The sequence below is a fragment of the Micromonospora yangpuensis genome (genome assembly GCF_900091615.1).
Lineage (GTDB): Bacteria > Actinomycetota > Actinomycetes > Mycobacteriales > Micromonosporaceae > Micromonospora > Micromonospora yangpuensis.
In genome coordinates this window covers 4,265,437-4,284,794 of the sequence record NZ_FMIA01000002.1, presented here as the reverse complement: position 1 = coordinate 4,284,794, position 19,358 = coordinate 4,265,437, and the positions used below count along the sequence as shown (strand labels likewise).

Sequence of the window (19,358 nt, the reverse complement as noted above, 5' to 3'; positions counted from 1 at the left end):
CAACAACTTCATGATCAACGCGGAAGGCGGGGGCCCGGAGCCGGGGGCGGAAGGCGGCGGGGTTAGTCGAGTTTCCGATCCGGGAGGACTCCGGTGGTGGCCAGGCGGCGGTACCAGTGGGCGCTGTCCTTCCAGGTGCGTACCTGGGTGTCGTAGTCGACCCGGATGATGCCGAAGCGGCGGTCGTAGCCGTAGCCCCACTCGAAGTTGTCAAGCAGCGACCAGACGAAGTAGCCGCGCACGTCCGCGCCGCCGTCGACGGCCTCGCCCACCGCGTCGATGTGCCGGTACAGGTAGTCGACCCGGGGCTCGTCGTGGATCCGCCCGTCGGCCGAGACCTCGTCGGCGAAGGCCGCCCCGTTCTCGGTGATCATCATCGGCTGGTTCGGGTACTCCCGGCTGAGCCGTAGCAGCAGCTCGGTCATCCCGCTCGGGTCGATATTCCAACCCATCGCGGTGTACGGGCCGGGCTGCGGCAGGAAGTCCACGTCACCGGCGCCCACCCACGGGGTGTGCGCCGAGCGGCCGTGCCCGTCGTTGTCCGAGCGGGCCGCGACGCCGTCCCAGGCGCGGACCAGGGTGGTGGAGTAGTAGTTCACCCCGAGCACGTCCAGCGGCACCGCGGCGGTCTGCTCGTCGCCGTCGCGCACGAACGACCAGTCGGTGACCTCGGCGGTGTCGGCGAGCAGGTCCGCCGGGTAGGCGCCGTCGAGCATCGGCCCGAGGAACGCCCGGTTGGCCAGCGCGTCGATGCGCCGGACCGCGTCGGCGTCGGCGGCCGAGTCCGACGCCGGCCGGATCACGTGCAGGTTCAGCGTCACCGACAGCTGCGCGGCCGGTGCCAGCTCGCGCACCACCCGACCGGCCAGACCGTGCGCCAGGTTGAGATGGTGTACGGCGGCCAGCGCCGCCGCCGGCTCGGTGCGCCCCGGCGCGTGCACCCCGGAGGCGTAACCGAGGTACGCCGAGCACCACGGCTCGTTCAGGGTGGTCCAGGTGTGCACCCGGTCGCCGAGCGCGCCGACGATGCCGGCGGCGTACTCCTGGAAACGCAGCGCGGTGTCCCGGGCCGGCCAGCCGCCGGCGTCCTCCAACTCCTGCGGCAGGTCCCAGTGGTACATGGTGGCCACCGGCTGGATGCCCAGCTCCAGCAGCCGGTCGGTCAGCCGGGAGTAGAAGTCGATGCCTGCCTGGTTGAACGCCCCCGAACCGCCGGGCTGCACTCGGGGCCAGGCGATCGAGAACCGGTACGCGCCGAGCCCCAACTCCTTGAGGTGGTCCAGGTCCTCGGCCCACCGGTGGTAGTGGTCGGCCGCCACGTCACCGGTGTCACCGTTCAGGGTCCGGCCGGGGGTGTGGCTGTAGGTGTCCCAGATCGACGGCCCCCGCCCGTCCTCGGTGGCCGCTCCCTCGATCTGGTACGACGCCGTGGCCGAACCCCACAGGAAACCCTCGGGAAAACTGCGCGCTGTCATCTACTGTCCTTCCGCCTTCACAACCTCACAGGTGTACCCCGATGACTCCCCGGAGATCAACGAGACGCCCGCCACCTGACCGTCGTAGGTCACCTCGAACTCCGCTCCCGGCCCGCCGTCCGGCGCGGGTACGCGTACCCGGGTGCGTTGTCCCTCGGTGGGAGCGTAGAGCCGCAGCCGTACGCCGTCGGCCCACGGGTAGTCCGGTCGGTCCGAGACCGTACCGAACGGGAGCACCGCGCCGGGGCGGGCCAGCACCGGCACGCCGAAGAAGTCGTGCTCCTCGGTCACCCACCCCGGTCCGGTCAGCCGCTGACCGCTGAGCAGGTTGGTCCAGGTGCCGGCCGGCAGGTAGTACGTGACCCGGCCGTCGGCGCGCATCACCGGCGCGACCAGCACGTCCGGGCCGAGCAGGTACTGCCGGTCCAGGTGCGCCACCGCCGGGTCGTCCGGGAACTCCAGGATCATCGGCCGCATCATCGGCAGCCCCTCGGTGTGCGCCTGCTCGGCGACCGCCGCCAGGTACGGCATCAGGGCGAGCTTGAGCCGGGTGAAGTGGCGCAGCACGTCCACCGCCTCGGCGTCGTAGGCCCACGGCACCCGGTACGAGCCGGAGCCGTGCAGCCGGGAGTGCGAGGAGAGCAGCCCGAAGGCGATCCAGCGCTTGAACACCGCCGGATCGGGGGTGCCCTCGAAGCCGCCGATGTCGTGGCTCCAGTAGCCGAAACCGGAGGCGGCCAGGGAGAGCCCGCCGCGCAGCGACTCGGCCATCGCCACGAAGGTCGACTCGCAGTCGCCGCCCCAGTGCACCGGGAACTGCTGCCCGCCAGCGGTGGCCGAGCGGGCGAAGAGCACCGCCTCACCCTCGCCCCGTTCGCGCTCCAGCAGCTCGAAGACGGCCCGGTTGTAGAGGTACGAGTAGTAGTTGTGCATCCGCTGCGGGTCCGCGCCGTCGTGCCACACCACGTCGGTGGGGATCCGCTCGCCGAAGTCGGTCTTGAAGCAGTCCACCCCCATGTCCAGCAGGGCCTTCAGCTTGCCGGCGTACCAGTCGACCGCGTCGGGGTTGGTGAAGTCGACAAGCGCCATCCCGGCCTGCCACTTGTCCCACTGCCAGACCGAGCCGTCCGGGTTGCGTACCAGGTAGCCGGCCTGCCGGCCCTCCTCGAACAGGTACGACCGCTGGGCGATGTACGGGTTGATCCAGACGCAGACCTTCAGACCCCGCTCGTGCAGCCGGCGCAGCATTCCCGCCGGGTCGGGGAAGGTCTGCGGGTCCCAGATGAAGTCGACCCAGTGGAACTGGCGCATCCAGAAACAGTCGAAGTGGAACACCGACAGCGGCAGGTCCCGTTCGGCCATCCCGTCGATGAACTCGGTGACCGTCTTCTCGTCGTACGAGGTGGTGAAGGAGGTGGACAGCCAGAGCCCGTACGACCAGGCAGGTACCCGGGCCGGCCGGCCGGTCAGCGCGGTGTACCGGCGCAGCACGTCCTTGCCGGTCGGCCCGTCGATCACGTGGTAGGTGAGCGACTGTCCGGCCACACTGAACTGGGTCTGCGACACCACCTCGGAGCCGACCTCGAAGGAGACGTGCTCCGGGTGGTCGACGAAGAGACCGTAGCCGGCGCTGCTGAGATAGAACGGCACGTTCTTGTACGCCTGCTCGCTGGCGGTGCCGCCGTCGGCGTTCCAGACGTCGACCACCTGACCGTTCTTGACGTACGTGCCGAACCGCTCGCCCAGGCCGTAGATGGTCTCGCCGACGCCGAGGGCCAACCGGTCGTGCACGAACGCGCGACCCTGGCCGTCGGTGACCACCCCGACGCTGCGCTCGGTGGACGAGGTGACCACCTCGTCGCCGCGCAGGAAGTCCACCTGCCAGGCGTCGACCAGCCGGACCCGGACGGTCAGCCCACCGGTGGTCAACGAGGCGGTCAACCCGGTGACGTCGACGGTGACCGGGTGGTCGGTGCCGGTGTGCAGCCCGAACCGCGGCTCGCGGGGCAGCCCGCCGGCGTGGTGCCCGATGGTCACCCCCACCACGCCGGCGGCGGGGGAGAAGAACCGTACCGTCACGACCGGCCGGTTGAGGGTGTCACCGCGTCCGTTGATGGCCCCGGTGGGGGCGTACACGGTGAAGCCGCGCTCCTCGACCTCCACCGATTCGACGACCCGGGGGCGCAGCACGCTGACCCCGGGACGCAGCTGCCAGTACCCGTCGGTGAACTTCACTTCTCGGCTCCTACGGTGATGCCGCGGCTCAGCGTGCGTTGGAAGATGAGGAAGAAGACGATCGCCGGGACGAGGCTGACCAGCGCCCCGGCGTTCGTCGTGGGAGCGTCCATCAGCCGGTCACCCTGCAACGACGCCAGGGCCACCGGGATCGTCTGGGTCTGGTTGTCGATCAGCATCACCAGCGGGATCAGGAACTCGTTCCAGGTCCAGACGAAGAAGAAGACCAGCAGCACCGCGAGGGTCGGGCGGACGTTGGGCAGCACGACCCGGCGCAGGATCGTCCAGGAGCCGGCCCCGTCCAACGCCGCCGCCTCCAGCAGGCTACGCGGGAACGTGCCCAGCACCGAGGCGAGCAGGTACGTGCCGAACGCGCTCTGGATGACGGTGAAGATGATGATCACGGCGAGTCGGGTGTTGTAGAGGCCGACCTCCTTGGCCAGGTAGTACAGCGGGTAGACGAGCGACTCCTGCGGCAGCATGTTCGCCAGCAGGAACAGGCCCACGATCGTCAGCCGGCCGCGGACCCGACCGATACCCAGCGCGTACGCGTTGAGCAGCGACACCGCCACCGCGAAGACCGCCACCGAGCCGGCGATCAGCGTCGAGTTCCACAGCTTCAGTGGGAAGTCCACCCGCGTCCAGTACGCCCGCAGGCCGTCGGTGTAGAACTCCGTCGGCCAGCTCAGCGGCCCCTCGGTGGAGTACTGCCCCGGCGGTTTGAACGCGTTGAGCAGCATGATGGCCAACGGCACCAGCATCAGCAGCGCGGCGGCGCTGACCAGGCCGAGCGCCAGCCAGCCGCCGGAGCCGTGCCGGCGGGGGTCCCGGGTACGGGCCCGCGGCGCGGTGTCGACCGGGGTGCCGCCCGGTGCGGTGGTGAGGGACATCAGCTGCCTCCGTCGGCACGCTCGGCGCGGCGTTGGGCGGCCAGGACGACCAACGCCACCAGCACGATGATCGCGGTGAGGACTGTCGAGATCGCCGAGCCGTAGCCGACCTGGAGCTTGTTGAAGAAGGTGTGGTACGCGAAGTACGACGGCACGATCGTGGCGTTCTCCGGCCCGCCCCGGGTCAGCGCGTAGATCGGGCCGAACACCTTCATCGCGGCGATCGTGCAGGTGAGTGCCACCACGAAGGTCTCCGGCCGGATCTGCGGCAGGGTGATCGCCCGGAACCGGTGCCACCAGCCGGCCCCGTCCAGCTCCGCCGCCTCGTACAGCTCGGGGTCGACCCGCTGCAACGCGGCCATGAAGACCACCACCGGGTAGCCGATCTGCACCCAGATCATCACCCCCAGCACCGCCGGCAGGGCGGTGTCCGGGTCACCCAGCCAGTCGTGGCGCAGCCCGTCCAGGCCGACCGCGGTGAGCAGCCCGTTGAGCGCCCCGTCGGGGCGCAGGATCCACCCCCACACGATGCCGGCGACCACCACCGGCAGGACCTGGGGCAGGTAGAACGCGGCCCGCAGGGCGGCGGCGGTACGCGGCCGGAACCGTCGGCCGATGGTGTCGAACAGGACGGTGGCCAGCAGCAGCCCGAGTGCGGTGGGGACCAGCACCATCGCCACGATCATCGACAGGGTGTTGCGGAACGACAACCAGAACACCTGGTCGTCGAGGAGCCGCCGGTAGTTCTCCAGGCCCACGAAACTCGGGTCGCCGATGCCCGACCAGCGGGTGAGCGACAGGTAACCGGTGAACAGCAACGGGCCACCGATGACCAGCGCGAACAACACCGCGCCGGGGATCAGGTAGAGCCAGTACGTGCCGTCGCGGCCCCGGCGGGCGGTGCCGCGACGTGGCGGGCGCCTCTCCGGCGCGACGGGGGATCGGGGTACGGCCATCAGGGTCCCTCCGGTGCCGGGCGGGCGAGCCGTCGGCCCGCCCGCCCGTGGTCGGTCAGCCGCGTCGGATCTCCGCCACGCCCTCGGCGTACGGCTTCGCGATGGCGTCGAGCACCTCGGCCGGGGACTTCGACTGGTTGATCAGGCTCTGGAAGCCGGAGACCAGCACGTCGTAGTAGCCGGGCACCGGCCAGTCCGGATAGAAGGCCAGCCCGTCGGCGGCGCTGACGGCGTTGAAGCTCTCCACCAGCTTGCGGCCCCTGGCGTCGGTGATGGTCGCCGGGTCGCCGGCAACCGGGACGCCGCCGTTGTTGCCGATCAGCGCCTGGATCTCCGGTCGCATGGTGATGTCGATGAAGTCGTACGCCAGGTCCTTGGCCTTACTGGTGGCCGGCACCACCCACAGGTTGCCCGACGAACCGGCGTGCAGGGTGTTGCCGGGGAACAGGAAGGTGTCCCAGTCGGCCTTCATCTCGGTGGCGAACCGGCCGAACCACCAACTGCCGGAGACGATCATCGGGGTCTTCCCGGCGATGAACGCGGTGCCCATGTCCTCGGCCTTGGCGCTGGCCGAGTCCTTGGCGACGTAACCCTTGCGGACCCAGTCGGCGAAGGTCTGCGCACCGTCGCGCAGCGGGCCGCTGCCGAAGTCGACCGGGTTGCGGTAGAGCTGGTAGTCGTCGACGAAGGAACGGTCGGCTCCGGCGAGCGCGAGCTGGTAGAACAGCTGCCCGGCCGGGTACTCGGCGCCGGCGGTGCCCAGCGGCACGATGCCCTTGGCGACGAAGGTGTCCATCGCCGCGGTCAGCTCGGCGAGGGTGGTCGGCACCGCCACCTGGTGTTCGGCGAAGAGGTCCTTGTTGTAGTAGACCATCACGTACTCGCCGTAGTTCGGCACCCCGTACCAGTTGCCGGAGCCCATCACGCCCTTGTCGTCGTACCGGGCGGTGGTCTGCAGACTGGGGCTGAGGGCCTTGTCCCAACCCCGTTCGGTCGCCTCGGCCGTCAGGTCGGTGAGCAGGCCCTGCTTGGACAGCAGTCCCGAGGTGGCGTTGCCCTTGTTGTACTCCATCACGTCCGGGCCCTCGGACGAGTTGATGATCATCGCCGCGTTCTGCTGGATCTGTTCGAACGCCTTGCGCTCGAAGCGGACCTCGACGCCGGGGTGTTCGTCCTTGAACACCTCGATCGCCCGGTCCCAGGCGATGCTCATCGCGCTGTTCTCGCCCTCGTAGTGCCAGAGCTTGAGCACGTTGGCGTCGCCGGCGTCGTCGTCACCACCGCAGGCGGTGAGGGTGCCGGCCGTCAGGGTGGCCAGCGCCACCATCGCGGCGAGGGTACGCAGTCGTCGCATCAGCATTCTCCTCGTGGGTGTCGGGTCGGGTCGGGTCGGTGCGGCGCTGGCCCGTCGTCGCGTCGCGGCGCGGGCCCGGTCGTCATGGGTGCGCGCTGCGCCGGCCGGTCGGTGCGGGTGTCAGGGTCGGTGGTGGTCCGGTGGAGCCGCGGACCTCCAAGGTGCAGGGCAGCAACTGCTGGTGGATCTCGGCGCTGTCGGTGCTCCCGGTGCTCCCGGCGCTGTCGGTGCTCCCGGCACCGAGGTGGCGCAGCAGCTGCTCGACGGCGATCCGCCCCACCGCCGTGCCCGGTGAGGTCATCGTGGTCAGTGCGGGGGTGGCCAACTCGGCCACCTGCGGCGAGGTGACCATCGAGACCACCGAGACGTCGTCGGGGACCGTACGGCCGTGCGCGGCGAGCCCACCGAGGATGCCGAAGACCGCGCTCTCGTTCATGGCCAGCACGGCGGTGAGGTCGGGGGCCCGGTCGAAGGCGCTGGCCAGCGCCGCCCGGCCACCGCCCGGGCTGTCCTCGGCCGGGATCATCACCGGCTCGATGCGGCGACCGGCCGTCGCGGTGGCGAAGGCGTCCCGGGAGCGCAGTGCCGGACCGTAGCCCTCGGCGATCGCGGTGGCCGAGTGGTTGACGTAGACGATGCGCCGGTGCCCGAGGTCGGCCAGGTACCCGACGGCGTCGTGCACCGTACGGTCGAAGTCGATGTCGACGTACGACAGGCCGGTGGTGTCGGCGGTACGCCCGATCAGCACCACCGGGACGCCGGCTGAGCGCAGGACCCCGACCCGTGGGTCGTCGAGCTGCACCTCCATCAGCAGCACCCCGTCGAGCATCCGCTGACTGGCCAGCTGGCGCAGCCCGTCGAGGTCACCGGCGTCGACGGGGGAGAGCACCAGGTGGTAGCCGGCCGCGCTGGCCGCGGTCGCGGCGCCGGTGACGAAGGCCGTCTCGGTCGCCCCGAGGCCGCGCTCGTCGATCGGCAGCAGCAGCCCGAGGATCCGGCTGCGCCGGCTGGCCAGCCCCCGAGCCATCGCGTGCGGCTGGTAACCCAGCTCGGCCATGGCGGCGCGGACCTTCTCCCGGGTGGCCGCGGAGATCGGGCGGGCGCCGGTGAGCACGTACGACACGGTGCTGACCGAGACCTGGGCGAGACGGGCGACATCCTGCATGTTCGCCATCGCGCACCTCCCGGTCCGCCCCGCCACCGGCCCGGTCGGGCCGGCCCCGGACCACCTGTCGAAGCGGTTCGTCGAAGCGTTTCGACAGAAACTAGGCCACGTGTTACCGGGACGTCAATAGCGGATGACGGATGTTCGCAACCGGTCGACGGAGCCGGCTCCGTCGACCGGTAGGACACCTCCCGACCAGGGGCGGCGTGTCCCGGTGCGTCCCGGCGCGGGCCGGGCGGGGGTCACAGCTCGGTGGTGAACCGCTCCAGCACCGAGGGGGCGACCAGGCCGATCGCGGAGAGCACCACGACGACAGTCATGATCGAACGCAGCACGACCGTCTCGGTCTTGCTGCCGGTACGCAGGGCGAATTTGCTCGGCAGCCGGATCGGCGTCCACATCCGACGCTTGATCGGGATCGGCCAGAGGATCGGCACCCCGGCCCGGGTGATCATGTCGCCGAGGATGTGCACGAAACAGCCCACCCCCATCGCCAGCCCGAGCAGCGGATACCCCCGGTCACCGGGGAGGTTGGCGAAGGTGAACCAGGCGGCGGCGGCCGACACCAGGGTCACGATCACCCAGCCGGCCCGTTCGGCCCACTTGTCGAACAACCCGCGCAGGGCCAGACCGATCATGAAGAACAGGATCCCGATCACGGCCCACTTGCCGTACGTGGCGCAGAGCCAGGTGGTGCCCCAGCCGACCAGGACGGTGAACGGGATGGTGTGGGTAAGCGTACGGTGGCCGTTGTTGCGCTTGGGATCCTTGCTCAACTTGGTGGCGTAGTAGACGCCCAGCGAGATCTTCTCCATCACCTCGGCGGCGAAGAGGCTGACCACGCCGAAGGTCCGGGCGACGGTCGCGCCGCCCTGGTTGCGGGTGACCTTGCCGGAGAGGTCCAGGTCGGGAAAGAGCGCGCCACCGGCGCAGACCGCGGTCCCGACGGCGAGCGCGAGCGGCGACTGCTCGTAGTCGGCGAACTGGTACAGCCCCCACGAGCCGGCCAGCCACACCGCCGCGCCGGACAGCGCGTGGGACGGTCCCATCATCTCGCGTCACCCTCCCCAAAAAGCTTGATCCACAACCTACGCCACAGTGTCGGGTCGACGTCGAGGGGGATCGCTCGGGTCCAGGATGGACGACTCCGGTAAGCCTCGGTCGGGTCCGCTCAGGCTCCGGCCGGGCTGAAGGATCTGACCGAACCATCTTGCACCAAACTGCGCTTTTTGCGGGCTTGTGAGGCATCTGCGATAGGCAGGGTGTCGCGCCCTCAGGGGCCACTTTCGTCCAATCACCTGCCTGCTCTCGACGCCTCGCCGGCTCGACGGGTTCCCGGTCACCAGCACCAACTCCGACCCGTTGAACGCCCCCGCTCCCGCCCCCTCCCGCGACTGATACGCCTTGCTCTCCCTTCGTACCCGGTCGGGGTTCAGATCTTGGACACTTACCGTCCAAATAGAACGGTAAGTGTCCAAGATTCACTTCGACACCCGCCTTGGCGGGGGTGGGGGAGGGAGGCGGGGGTGGGTGGGGTGGGGTGGGGTGCCGCGTTGCTAGGGGGTGGGGCGGAAGCTCTGCCGGATCATCAGGAGGTACGGCGTGTTCACCTGCCAGTCGAATTCATTGGTCTGCCAGGCGACCGTGTAGGCCCGCCCGGTGGAGACGGTGACCAACAGCCGCGACGAGTGCACCTGCTCGCCGCGCGCGTCGCGCCAGCGGCACTCCCACAGTGCGCCACCGGCGAACAGGTCCAGCCCGGAGATGTCGATCTGTTCGTAGTCACGCAGCAGGCCGGCCTGGGTCAACCGGCGTTCCTCGGCCCGCCAGTATCGCACCGGGTCGGCCGGTGCCGCCCCCGGGGTGATGCTGAGCAGCCGCGACCCACCCGGCTCCCGGAAACAGGTCACCGGCGTCGTGCCGGCCCGGGCCGGATCCACTGCGGCAACCGATCGCGCGGACCCGGCGGCGGCCGGTCGGCCGAGGGCGGTGGTGGTTGCCGGTTCTTCCGCGGTGGCGGCGGCCGGTCGGCCGAGGGCGGTGGGGTTTGCCGGTTGTCCGGCGGCGGTGGCGGCTACCGGTCGCGCGGAGGCCACCGCGGACGGTGTCCGTGCGGGACCCTCGGTGTCGGCGGGCTGGGTCGGGGCGCTCGTGGTGGCCGGTCGGTCGGGTTCCTCGGTCCAGCGCAGCCAGCCGACCGGTACGGCGATCCGGAAACCGGTCGGGTCGAGGTGCCAGGTCCAGCCGGCGATCAGGGCGAGTTCCCCGTCCGGTGGGGGGATCGGCCGGACCGGCGTCGCACCGGCCGGTGGGGGGCCGGCACAGGCGAACGCCGTCGGTGCGGCCGGAGCCGTGGCCGTCGGCGGCGGGCCGGCCACCGGATCCGGCCCGGCCGGCCCGTTCCCGGCTCGGCTCAACGCCACCGCGCCACCGGCCCCGGCCAGCAACACGACGGCCGCCACCACCGCGACCGTCGCCCGCCGCCGCGCGGGCGTCGGGTTGCTGACCGTGGTCCCGGCCGTCCGGTCATCGGCGGCCCACCGCGGCTCGACGGGCGTGCCGGATCGCGCCGCCCATGCCGGCTCGGAGGTCGGCGCGGGCGGCCCGGAGGGCGGCGGGCCGGGCGAGGCCGGTTCGCCGTCGGCCACGGCGCGCAGCATCGGTTCCACCTCGGCGGCGTTGAGTCGCCGGGCCGGATCACGCCGCAGCAGCCCGGCCAGTACCGGTTCCAGTGGGCCGGCCCGGTGGGGCGGGTCGGGTGGCTCGACCGCCAGCGCGCTCAACGTGGCCATCGCGCTGGCGCGGGCGTACGGCGATCGGCCCTCGACCGCCGCGTAGAGCGTCGCGCCCAGCGACCACAGGTCGCTGCGCGGGTCGGACGCGCCGGTGCGGGCCCGCTCCGGGGCGACGTACTGCGGGGAGCCGAGCACCATGCCGGGGCCGGTCATCGCGGCGTCCCCGCCGACGAAGGTGGCCAGGCCGAAATCGGTCAACACCACTCGGCCGCCCTCGGTGACCAGCACGTTGTGCGGCTTGACGTCGCGGTGTAGCACCCCGGCGGCGTGGGCGACCCGCAGCGCGGTCAGCACCGCCAGGCCGATCCGCGCGGCGTGCGGCGGACTGAGCGGCCCGTCGGCGGCGATGATCTGCTGCACCGAGCGGGACGGAACGTACTCCATGACCAGCCACTGGCTGTCCCGGTCGACAAGCGCGTCGTAGATCCGGACCACGTTGGGGTGGTCGAGGCGGGCCGCGGTGCGGGCCTCCCGCAGCGTACGCAGGCGGATCTCGTCGCGTTCGGCCTCGGCCAGCCAGACCGGCGGGATGATCTCCTTCAGCGCCACGTCGCGGTGCAGCATCTCGTCACGGGCCCGCCACACCCGTCCCATGCCGCCGGAGCCGACCAGGTCCAACAGCCGGTACCGACCGGCGATCAGCTCCTGCTGCACCACGAACTCCCTCGGCTACGTGTCGTACACCATAACCAGGGTCACCACCAGCGTCGACGCGGTGGGCGGATGGTCACGTCGCCGAAGATCACCCGGGCGCGTACCTCGATCACCGGGCCGCCGGGGATGATTGGCCCGGACAGCTTGGACTGCTTGGAGCCGAAGACGGCCGAGCCGGTCAGCCGGACGTCGGTGCCCTCCGGCACCACGACGGTGACGCTGCCGAAGATCGCCTCGGCGTTGATCGTAATGACCCGCCGGTGCAGCTCGGTCTCGTGCAGCTCGATGCGGCAGTCGCCGAAGATCGCGCGGGCCTCGATATGCTCCGGCAACGCCCAGGCGCCCTTGCGTACCTCGCTGCCGAAGACCGCCAGCAGCCGTTCCGTGGCCACGTCGGCCGGGCGGGCGACGGCCCGGCCCGGGGCGTCGGGCAGGTTCCGGGTCACCCGGGTCAACTCGCCCCTGGTCAGCGAGGCGTGCGCCTCGCCCACCCGGTCGGCGTACTCGTCGAGGGTGAGCCGGCCCTCGGCGGCCGCCTGACCGAGCAGCTGCACGACCTCCTCCCGCTCCCGGTCGGAGACGCGCAGTCGGTCGGTGTCGTCGTACCGTTCCGGTTCCACCCGTCGAGGGTAGCTGCCGCGACCCGCAGGCCAGGCCGCAGCCGCTGGGCCATCGTGCCGGCAGCGGCCGGCCGGCGTGCGGAGTTCAGCAGGCGGCGCCACCGACGGCGAGCAGGTTGCCGGTCGGGATGACCGGTGCCCGGCGGGGCGAGGGCAGCTCGGCGACCCGCCGGGCCTGGGTGGTGCCGTGCTCGCGGCGGGCGACGGCGTACGTCTGCGCGGTGTTCGCGGCGATGGTGGCCCAGCCGTAGCGCTGGCCCACCATGCGGCGGGCCTGGCGGGCGACCCGGCGGGCGAAGACCTCGTCGCCGAGGAGCTGGTCGACCGCGCCGGCCAGGGCCGACGGGTCGCTGTGCGGGAAGGTGACGCCGGTGACGCCGGGCTCGACGATCTCGGCCAGCCCACCGGTGCGGGCCACCGCCAGCGGCGCGCCGGCCGCCGCAGCCTCCAGGGCCACCATGCCGAACGGCTCGTAGAGGCTGGGTACGACGGTCGCGTCGGTGGCGCCGAGGACCGCCGGTAGCTGGGTGTTGTCGAGGAACCCGGCGAAGTGCACGTTGCCGCCCAGGCCGAGCCGCTGCGTCCGCTCCTCCAACTCGCCCCGGTAGGGCCCGTCGCCGGCGATCAGCAGCCGCAGTCCCGGGTGCCGGCCGCGCAACTGCGCCACGGCGTCCACGAGGTGCTGCACGCCCTTCTCGTAGACCAGGCGGCCGGCGTACCCGATCAGTGGCCCCTCGCCGGCGAACCGGGCCCGGGCCGAGGCGACGGCGCGGGGGCGGGCCCGCCAGGCCCGGTCGTCCACCCCGTTGGCCACCACGTCGATCCGTTCGGCCGGCACCCCGAACAGGGTCGTCACCTGCTCGCGCATGTACCCGGAGCAGGCGATCACCCGGCCGGAGGCGGTGCTGAGCCAGTGCTCGACGCCGTGGATGGTGCGGTTCATCTCCTCGGGCAGCCAGCCCTGGTGCCGGCCGGCCTCGGTGGCGTGGATCGTGGTGACCAGCGGCAGGTCCAGGTGTTCGGCCAGGGTGATCGCGGTGTGCGCGACCAGCCAGTCGTGGGCGTGCACGACGTCGTAGCTGTCGGCTTCGGTGGCGCGCAGGGCGGCCCGGGTCAGGGTGTGGTTGAAGGCCATCGTCCAGGCCAGCAGGCTGCTGGTGGCCAGTGGGAAGGTGACCGGGTCCTCGGCGGCGCGCACGATGCGTACCCCGTCGGCGTACTCCTCGATGGGTGCGCCCTCGGTGTGCCGGGTGACCACGGTGACGTCGTGCCCGGCGGCGACCAGCGCCACGGAGAGGGCGTGCACGTGCCGGCCGAGGCCGCCGACCAGCAGCGGAGGGTACTCCCAGGAGAGCATCAGGATGCGCTGCCGGCGGTTGGGGTGGATGTCGATCACGTCGGCGTCCGGTGACATGCGGCCCCCTTGGAGTTGTCCCGTGGCGGCCGGGCCGGCACCCCGTACCGGGTGCCGGCCAACTCGGCCGGGTGGAATGCCCCCATCCTTTCGCGGCCCGGATAACCGCTGGCGACGCCGCCGTTGCGGTCGTGTAAAGCGCCCCTATCCGATCCGTCGGACTCGCAGCGTTTCCGCCACCGACCAGGCCTGGAACGGGCAGCCGGTGCCCCGGTGCGGGGCCAGCCCGTCGGCGGTCTCGCTCACCGAACCCAGCCCGTACTCGCGCAGGTGCCCGTCGATGCCGGTGAACAGGTCGTCGACGTCGATCCCGGCCCGCCGGCAGGCGTCGGCGTACGGACCGGTAAGCCACGGCCAGACGGTGCCCTGGTGGTACGCGCCGTCCCGGTCGGCCGGCCCGCCCCGGTGCCGGCCGGCGAAGCCGGGGGAGTCCGGCGAGAGGCTGCGCGGCCCCAGCGGGGTGAGCAGGCCGTCGGCCACCCGCCGCAGCGTCTGCGGGTCCGGCTCCAGCGGCGCGTACGGCAGCGACCAGGCCAGCAGCTGGTTGGGCCGGAGCAGGTCGTCGTCGTGGTGCGCGGCACCTCCCAACGGGTACGCGGGCGCGGGCGCGTCCACCACGTCGTGCAGCCAGCCCAGCTCCGGTGCCGGGAAGCGCTGCCGGAACGAGGCCAGCGCCCGCCCGTGCAGCCGCCACAGCTCGGTCGCGTCCTGCCCGGCCAGCTCGGTCAGCTCCGCCAACCCGGCCAAACCGTTGACCCACAGGGCGTTGACCTCGACGGGCTTGCCGATCCGCGGGGTCACCGGCACCCCGTACACCCGGGCGTCCATCCAGGTCAGCGCGGCACCCGGGGCACCTGCGGTGAGCAGCGCGTCGGCCGGGTCGACGACGATGCCGTACCGGGTGCCGGCGAGGTGGGCCCCGACCACCGAGTGCAGCGCCGGCAGCAGCTCGTCGCCGAGGTCGGTGTCCCCGGTGACGGTGACGTGCCGGCTGACCGCGTGCAGGAACCACAGCGTGGCGTCGACCGTGTTGTACTCCACCCGGCCGGTGTCGGCGGTGTTGGCGAGCATCCCCTCCGACAGCGTCGCCGCGTACGAACGCAACAGCTCGCGCCCCTCGTCGGCCCGGCCGGTGCAGAGGAACAGCCCCTCGTAGGAGATCATCGTGTCCCGCGACCAGGCACCGAACCACGGGTACCCGGCGACCACCTCGACCGGCGCGGCGGCGGTGCGGACCACGAACGCGTCGGCGGCCAGGGCCAGCGTCGCGGTGGTGTCGTCGACCGGCTTCGCGGCCGCCACCACCTGCCGGTTGCGCCGCCGGGCGGCGGCCACCACGTCGGTGGCCGGCATCGGCTCGACGTCGAGCTGGTCGGCCCAGGCCAGCACCGAGACGGTGTCGCCGGGACGCTCCAGCGCGCCGGAGAACCGCCCCGCGTACCAGAGGTCCTCGTCCGGGTGCAGGCCCCGGGTGGCTTCCTCGCGGTGGTGCACCCCGAGCCACCACTGCCCCTGCGGGCTCCAGCCCGGACCGGCGAGCCGGAACGCCCCCTCGACCACCGCGCCCTGCCCGACCGGCTCCACCCGCAGGTCCGGGCCGTCGGACCGGCGTTCGCCGTGGGCGTCGCGCCAGGTGCAGACGGCGGCCAGGTCCAGCTGGACCGGGCCGCCGGCGACCAACCGGTGCACCACGGCCACGCAGGAGCGGCCGGGCAGCATCGCCACCTCCCGCTCGATCACCGTCGCGCCGATCCGCCAGCGCCACCGGGGCACGCCGTCGATCAGCGCGAAGTGCTCCAGCAGCTCGAAGCCGCGCGGGTCGACCTCACCCGAGGACCACTCGTGCGCGCCGAGGCGGACCTGCGCACCGGAGGGCAGCAGCACCGCCGGGTCCAGGCTCACCAGACCGACGTTGCGGGTCGCCGGGGTGTCACCGGCCACCACCAGCAGGCCGTGGTAGCGGCGGGTCCGCAACCCGCTGACGGTGCCCATGGCGTACCCGCCGACCCCGTCGGTGACCAACCACTCGCGGCTCGCGCCGCCGGTCGTCACGTCACCACAGACCTGGGGCCCGAAACTGATGTCGATCAACTTTCCTCCACCGGCGGCGAGGTGTAACACGCCACGACGAGAATGGCCGCTGTGGTCAAGGACACCAACGGCACCGAAGATAGGCAGATGTTCACTGACGTGTCGGCTTCCCGTGAGACGCCCCCCGATGCCGAACGGCTCCGGCTCGCCCAGGCCGACTCGGGTGAACAGGCCTGGCGCGCATGGGGTCCCTATCTGTCCGAACGTGCGTGGGGGACGGTACGGGAGGACTACAGCGAACACGGCACGGCCTGGGACTACTTCCCCCACGACCACGCGCGTTCCCGAGCCTACCGGTGGAACGAGGACGGCATGGCAGGCGTCTGCGACGACCGGCAGACGTTCTGCTTCGGCCTGGCGTTGTGGAACGGCGAGGATCCGATCCTCAAGGAGCGGATGTTCGGCCTCGGCGGTGACGGCGGCAACCACGGCGAGGACGCCAAGGACTACTGGTGGTACGAGGACTCCACCCCCACCCACTCCTGGATGCGCTGGCGCTACCACTACCCGCAGGCCGCCTTCCCCTACGACGAGCTGGTCTCGGTGAACGCGACGCGGGGCCGCGACGACACCGAGTACGAGCTGGTCGACACCGGCATCTTCGACGACGACCGGTACTGGGCGGTGACCGTCGACTACGCCAAGGCCTCCCCGACCGACCTGTGCATGACGGTCACCGTGGCCAACCAGGGTGACCGGGCGGCGACCCTGCACGTGCTGCCCAGCCTCTGGTTCCGCAACACCTGGGCGTGGGGACTGCCCGGCAGCGACCGGGTGCCCCGACTGGTCGGCGAGCCGGCCTTCCGGGGCCGCAAACGGGCCAGTTCCCGGGGCCCGGCCGGCCCGGCCACCCCGGCCCGCCTGGTCGGCCAGCACCACGTCCTCGGTCAGCTGGTGCTGGCCGGCGACGGCGAGCCGGTCCCGCTGCTCTGCGACAACGACTCCAACACCGAGCGGCTCTGGGGGCTGCCCGGCCGCTCGAAGTACCCCAAGGACGGCATCAACGACCACGTGGTCAACGGCGCGGCCACGGTCAACCCGGCCCGGGAGGGCACCAAGGGCGCCCTGCACTACGTCCTGCAGGTGCCCGCCGGCGAGCGGCGGCAGATCAGGTTGCGGCTCACCCGTACCGCCCCGCCTCCGGCCACCGGCGCGGCGCCGGCGCTCGACCTGGGCGACGGGTTCGACGCCACGGTGTGGGCCCGCCGGGCCGAGGCGAACCACTACTTCGCCGGGGTCGTCCCGGCCACGGCCACCCCCGACGAGGCGCTGGTCGCCCGGCAGGCCATCGCCGGGCTGATGTGGGGCAAGCAGTTCTACCACTTCGACGTCACCCGCTGGCTCTCCGGCGATCCGGGGGCCGCGCCGCCCCCGGCGGGCCGCCGGCACGGGCGCAACAGCGCCTGGTGGCACATGACCAGCTTCGACGTCATCTCCATGCCCGACCCCTGGGAGTACCCCTGGTACGCCGCCTGGGACCTGGCGTTCCACTGTGTCAGCATCGCCCGGGTCGACCCGGGCTTCGCCAAGGAGCAGATCCTGCTCCTGCTGCGCGAGTGGTACCTGCACCCCAACGGGCAGATCCCGGCGTACGAGTGGGCGTTCGGCGACGTGAACCCGCCGGTGCACGCCTGGGCGGCGCTGAAGGTCTTCGAGATCGACGGCTCCACCGACCACGCGTTCCTGGCCCGGGTGATGCACAAGTTGCTGCTCAACTTCACCTGGTGGGTCAACCGCAAGGACACCGGCGGCAACAACGTCTTCGAGGGTGGCTTCCTCGGACTGGACAACGTCGGCCCGTTCGACCGTTCGGCGGCGCTGCCGGTGGCCGGGGTGCTGGAGCAGTCCGACGGCACCGGCTGGATGGCGATGTACGCCCTCAACCTGCTGGACATCGCCATCGTCCTGGCCGAGCAGGACCGGACCTGGGTGGACACCGCCTGCAAGTTCTTCGAGCACTTCGTCTACATCGCCGCCGCCGCGTACTCCCAGGGGCTCTGGGACGCCGAGGACGAGTTCTTCTACGACGTGCTGCGGCTGGCCGACGGCAGCCAGGTCCCGCTGCGGGTCCGCTCGGTGGTCGGGCTGCTGCCGTTGGCCGCCACCACCCGGCTCACCGCCGGCACCCTGGACAGGTTGCCGGAGCTGGGGGCCCGGATCCGGTGGTTCCTCACCAACCGTCCGGAGTACGCCCACGTGATGGACGCCCGGCGGATCGGTCCGGACGGCCGTCAGCAGCGGCTGCTCTCCATGGTCGGCCCCGACCAGGTCGTCCGGCTGCTCGCCCGGATGCTGGACCCCGACGAGTTCCTCAGCGAGTACGGCCTGCGCACGCTCTCCCGGGCCCACCTGGACAAGCCGTTCTCGGTGACCCTCGGCGGGTTGGAGTTCAGCGTCGGCTACGAGCCGGCCGAGTCCACCAGCGGACTCTTCGGCGGCAACTCCAACTGGCGCGGGCCGATCTGGATGCCCACCAACTTCCTGCTGGTAAGCGCCCTGCGGGACTACGCGGCGTTCTTCGGTGACGACCTGCGGGTGGAGTACCCGACCCGGTCCGGGACGCAACGGTCGCTGGACGAGATCGCCGACGACCTGTCGGCCCGGCTGATCTCGCTGTTCACCCGCGACGGCTGGGGACGCCGGCCGATCTACGGCGCCTGTCAGCTCTTCCAGACCCACCCGGACTGGCGGGACCTGATCGCCTTCCCCGAGTACTTCCACGGTGACAACGGGGCGGGGCTGGGCGCCTGGCACCAGACCGGCTGGACCGCCCTGGTCCTCGACCTCATCCTCACCCTGCGGCGCTGACCCGAACAGCGCTGCCGGTGGCGGTCCCGTTACGCCCGTACGCCGGTTTCGCCCCATACCGCGAATCGGCACCGTCGGCGGCACCGGTCACCTTGTCCGGCGGGCCGCGGTGGATCTAGCGTGATGCCCGCGTCACGGCCGGCCTACGGGGGGCCGGCCGAGGGCGTGTCGACCTCCGGCGCGGGCACCGTGGAGCTGAGTGCGAGCGGTCCGACCCGGCGTCGGGACCCGGCGTGGGCGGCGTGCCACGCCCCGCCGGGCCGTGTCGGCGGCGGGATCCGCCGCCGCGCCGGAGCGTCGCGGGTCAGGACCGGGGAGTTGCGGCCCCGGTCCTGACCCGTTGCCGGGTGGTGGCTTCCGTCGGGGCCCGGCGGGTGCCAGGATCTCCGGAATGAAACGAAGGACGTTGATCCTCGGCGCGGCCGTCGGAGCGGTCGTACCCGCCGGTGCCGCGACCACCGCCGGCGCGACCCGGTCCGCCGGTGGGGCGGCCGTCGCCCCGTCGGACAAGCGCGGCGACCCGACGCCGGCCAACCGGGCCGACCGGCTGACCACCCTGCCGAGCCAGACCCGGCAGGTCGTGGTCGTGGCGGGCAACGGGTACGCGACCACCCACGCCACCCTGGAGACCTTCGAGCGGATCCGGGGCCGCTGGACCCCCGTCACCGCAGCGTTGCCGGCCCGGATCGGGTCCAAGGGCTTCAGCGACAACCACGTCGAGGGGGTGGCGACCACCCCGACCGGGGTCTACTCGGTCGGTCCGACGATGTACGGCATCTCGGCCGACCCGGGCGTGCGGTACCCGTACCACCGGTTGGTCACCAACGACTGGTGGAACGAGAACCCGAAGTCGCCGGCGTACAACACCTTCCAGCACACCGCCACGAACCCGGGTGGCTAC

At 71.9% G+C, this 19,358-nt stretch carries 12 protein-coding genes; 1 reads left to right on the top strand and 11 read right to left on the bottom strand.

Annotation, left to right across the window (positions count from 1 at the left end; all coding sequences use genetic code 11):
- Positions 1 to 62: 62 nt before the first annotated feature.
- From GA0070617_RS19330 to GA0070617_RS19280, 11 genes are all read right to left on the bottom strand, one after another.
- On the bottom strand, positions 63 to 1,475 hold the full coding sequence (locus tag GA0070617_RS19330) for a GH1 family beta-glucosidase (RefSeq protein ID WP_091440301.1): 1,413 nt from the start codon (positions 1,473 to 1,475) through the stop codon (positions 63 to 65).
- The gene (gene yicI, locus GA0070617_RS19325) at positions 1,476 to 3,710 is read right to left on the bottom strand and encodes an alpha-xylosidase (RefSeq protein WP_091440298.1); all 2,235 of its coding nucleotides are present in this window, start codon (positions 3,708 to 3,710) and stop codon (positions 1,476 to 1,478) included. It lies immediately after the preceding gene.
- Positions 3,707 to 4,600, bottom strand: a complete 894-nt coding sequence (locus GA0070617_RS19320) for a carbohydrate ABC transporter permease (RefSeq protein ID WP_091440295.1) — start codon at positions 4,598 to 4,600, stop codon at positions 3,707 to 3,709. Before GA0070617_RS19320 ends, yicI begins: the two co-directional genes overlap by 4 nt.
- Positions 4,600 to 5,556: a carbohydrate ABC transporter permease gene (locus tag GA0070617_RS19315; RefSeq protein WP_091440291.1), complete on the bottom strand. Its 957-nt coding sequence runs from the start codon at positions 5,554 to 5,556 to the stop codon at positions 4,600 to 4,602. The genes GA0070617_RS19320 and GA0070617_RS19315 overlap by 1 nt, the downstream gene beginning before the upstream one ends.
- 55 nt (positions 5,557 to 5,611) lie before the next feature.
- Complete coding sequence (locus GA0070617_RS19310; protein WP_091446674.1) at positions 5,612 to 6,910, bottom strand: ABC transporter substrate-binding protein; 1,299 nt, start codon at positions 6,908 to 6,910, stop codon at positions 5,612 to 5,614.
- 82 nt (positions 6,911 to 6,992) lie between these two features.
- The gene (locus GA0070617_RS19305) at positions 6,993 to 8,084 is read right to left on the bottom strand and encodes a LacI family DNA-binding transcriptional regulator (RefSeq protein WP_091440288.1); all 1,092 of its coding nucleotides are present in this window, start codon (positions 8,082 to 8,084) and stop codon (positions 6,993 to 6,995) included.
- Positions 8,085 to 8,317: 233 nt separating this feature from the next.
- Positions 8,318 to 9,127 carry a metal-dependent hydrolase gene (locus GA0070617_RS19300; RefSeq protein WP_091440283.1) on the bottom strand — a complete coding sequence of 270 codons (810 nt, stop codon included), beginning with the start codon at positions 9,125 to 9,127 and terminating at the stop codon, positions 8,318 to 8,320.
- Positions 9,128 to 9,631: 504 nt separating this feature from the next.
- Positions 9,632 to 11,464: a serine/threonine-protein kinase gene (locus GA0070617_RS31640; protein ID WP_425312212.1), complete on the bottom strand. Its 1,833-nt coding sequence runs from the start codon at positions 11,462 to 11,464 to the stop codon at positions 9,632 to 9,634.
- Between the two features lie 101 nt (positions 11,465 to 11,565).
- Positions 11,566 to 12,144, bottom strand: coding sequence for a DUF1707 SHOCT-like domain-containing protein (locus tag GA0070617_RS19290; RefSeq protein ID WP_175440589.1), 579 nt, complete (start codon positions 12,142 to 12,144; stop codon positions 11,566 to 11,568).
- Between the two features lie 85 nt (positions 12,145 to 12,229).
- A complete protein-coding gene (locus GA0070617_RS19285; RefSeq protein WP_091440277.1) occupies positions 12,230 to 13,558 on the bottom strand; it encodes a glycosyltransferase family 4 protein in 1,329 nt (442 codons plus the stop codon).
- Between the two features lie 144 nt (positions 13,559 to 13,702).
- Positions 13,703 to 15,649, bottom strand: a complete 1,947-nt coding sequence (locus GA0070617_RS19280; protein WP_091446673.1) for an amylo-alpha-1,6-glucosidase — start codon at positions 15,647 to 15,649, stop codon at positions 13,703 to 13,705.
- Positions 15,650 to 15,736: 87 nt separating this feature from the next.
- Between GA0070617_RS19280 and GA0070617_RS19275 the strand changes: the two genes are divergently transcribed.
- Positions 15,737 to 18,457, top strand: a complete 2,721-nt coding sequence (locus tag GA0070617_RS19275) for an MGH1-like glycoside hydrolase domain-containing protein (protein ID WP_229688191.1) — start codon at positions 15,737 to 15,739, stop codon at positions 18,455 to 18,457.
- Positions 18,458 to 19,358 lie beyond the last annotated feature (901 nt).

What these genes read in the sequence shown, in the direction of transcription:
- GA0070617_RS19330 (WP_091440301.1), bottom strand. Translation starts at nt 1,475, where the DNA reads ATGACAGCGCGCAGTTTTCCCGAGGGTTTCCTGTGGGGTTCGGCCACG.
- GA0070617_RS19320 (WP_091440295.1), bottom strand. Translation starts at nt 4,600, where the DNA reads ATGTCCCTCACCACCGCACCGGGCGGCACCCCGGTCGACACCGCGCCG.
- GA0070617_RS19315 (WP_091440291.1), bottom strand. Translation starts at nt 5,556, where the DNA reads ATGGCCGTACCCCGATCCCCCGTCGCGCCGGAGAGGCGCCCGCCACGT.
- GA0070617_RS19310 (WP_091446674.1), bottom strand. Translation starts at nt 6,910, where the DNA reads ATGCGACGACTGCGTACCCTCGCCGCGATGGTGGCGCTGGCCACCCTG.
- GA0070617_RS19305 (WP_091440288.1), bottom strand. Translation starts at nt 8,084, where the DNA reads ATGGCGAACATGCAGGATGTCGCCCGTCTCGCCCAGGTCTCGGTCAGC.
- GA0070617_RS19300 (WP_091440283.1), bottom strand. Translation starts at nt 9,127, where the DNA reads ATGATGGGACCGTCCCACGCGCTGTCCGGCGCGGCGGTGTGGCTGGCC.
- GA0070617_RS31640 (WP_425312212.1), bottom strand. Translation starts at nt 11,464, where the DNA reads ATGGGACGGGTGTGGCGGGCCCGTGACGAGATGCTGCACCGCGACGTG.
- GA0070617_RS19285 (WP_091440277.1), bottom strand. Translation starts at nt 13,558, where the DNA reads ATGTCACCGGACGCCGACGTGATCGACATCCACCCCAACCGCCGGCAG.
- GA0070617_RS19275 (WP_229688191.1), top strand. Translation starts at nt 15,737, where the DNA reads ATGTTCACTGACGTGTCGGCTTCCCGTGAGACGCCCCCCGATGCCGAA.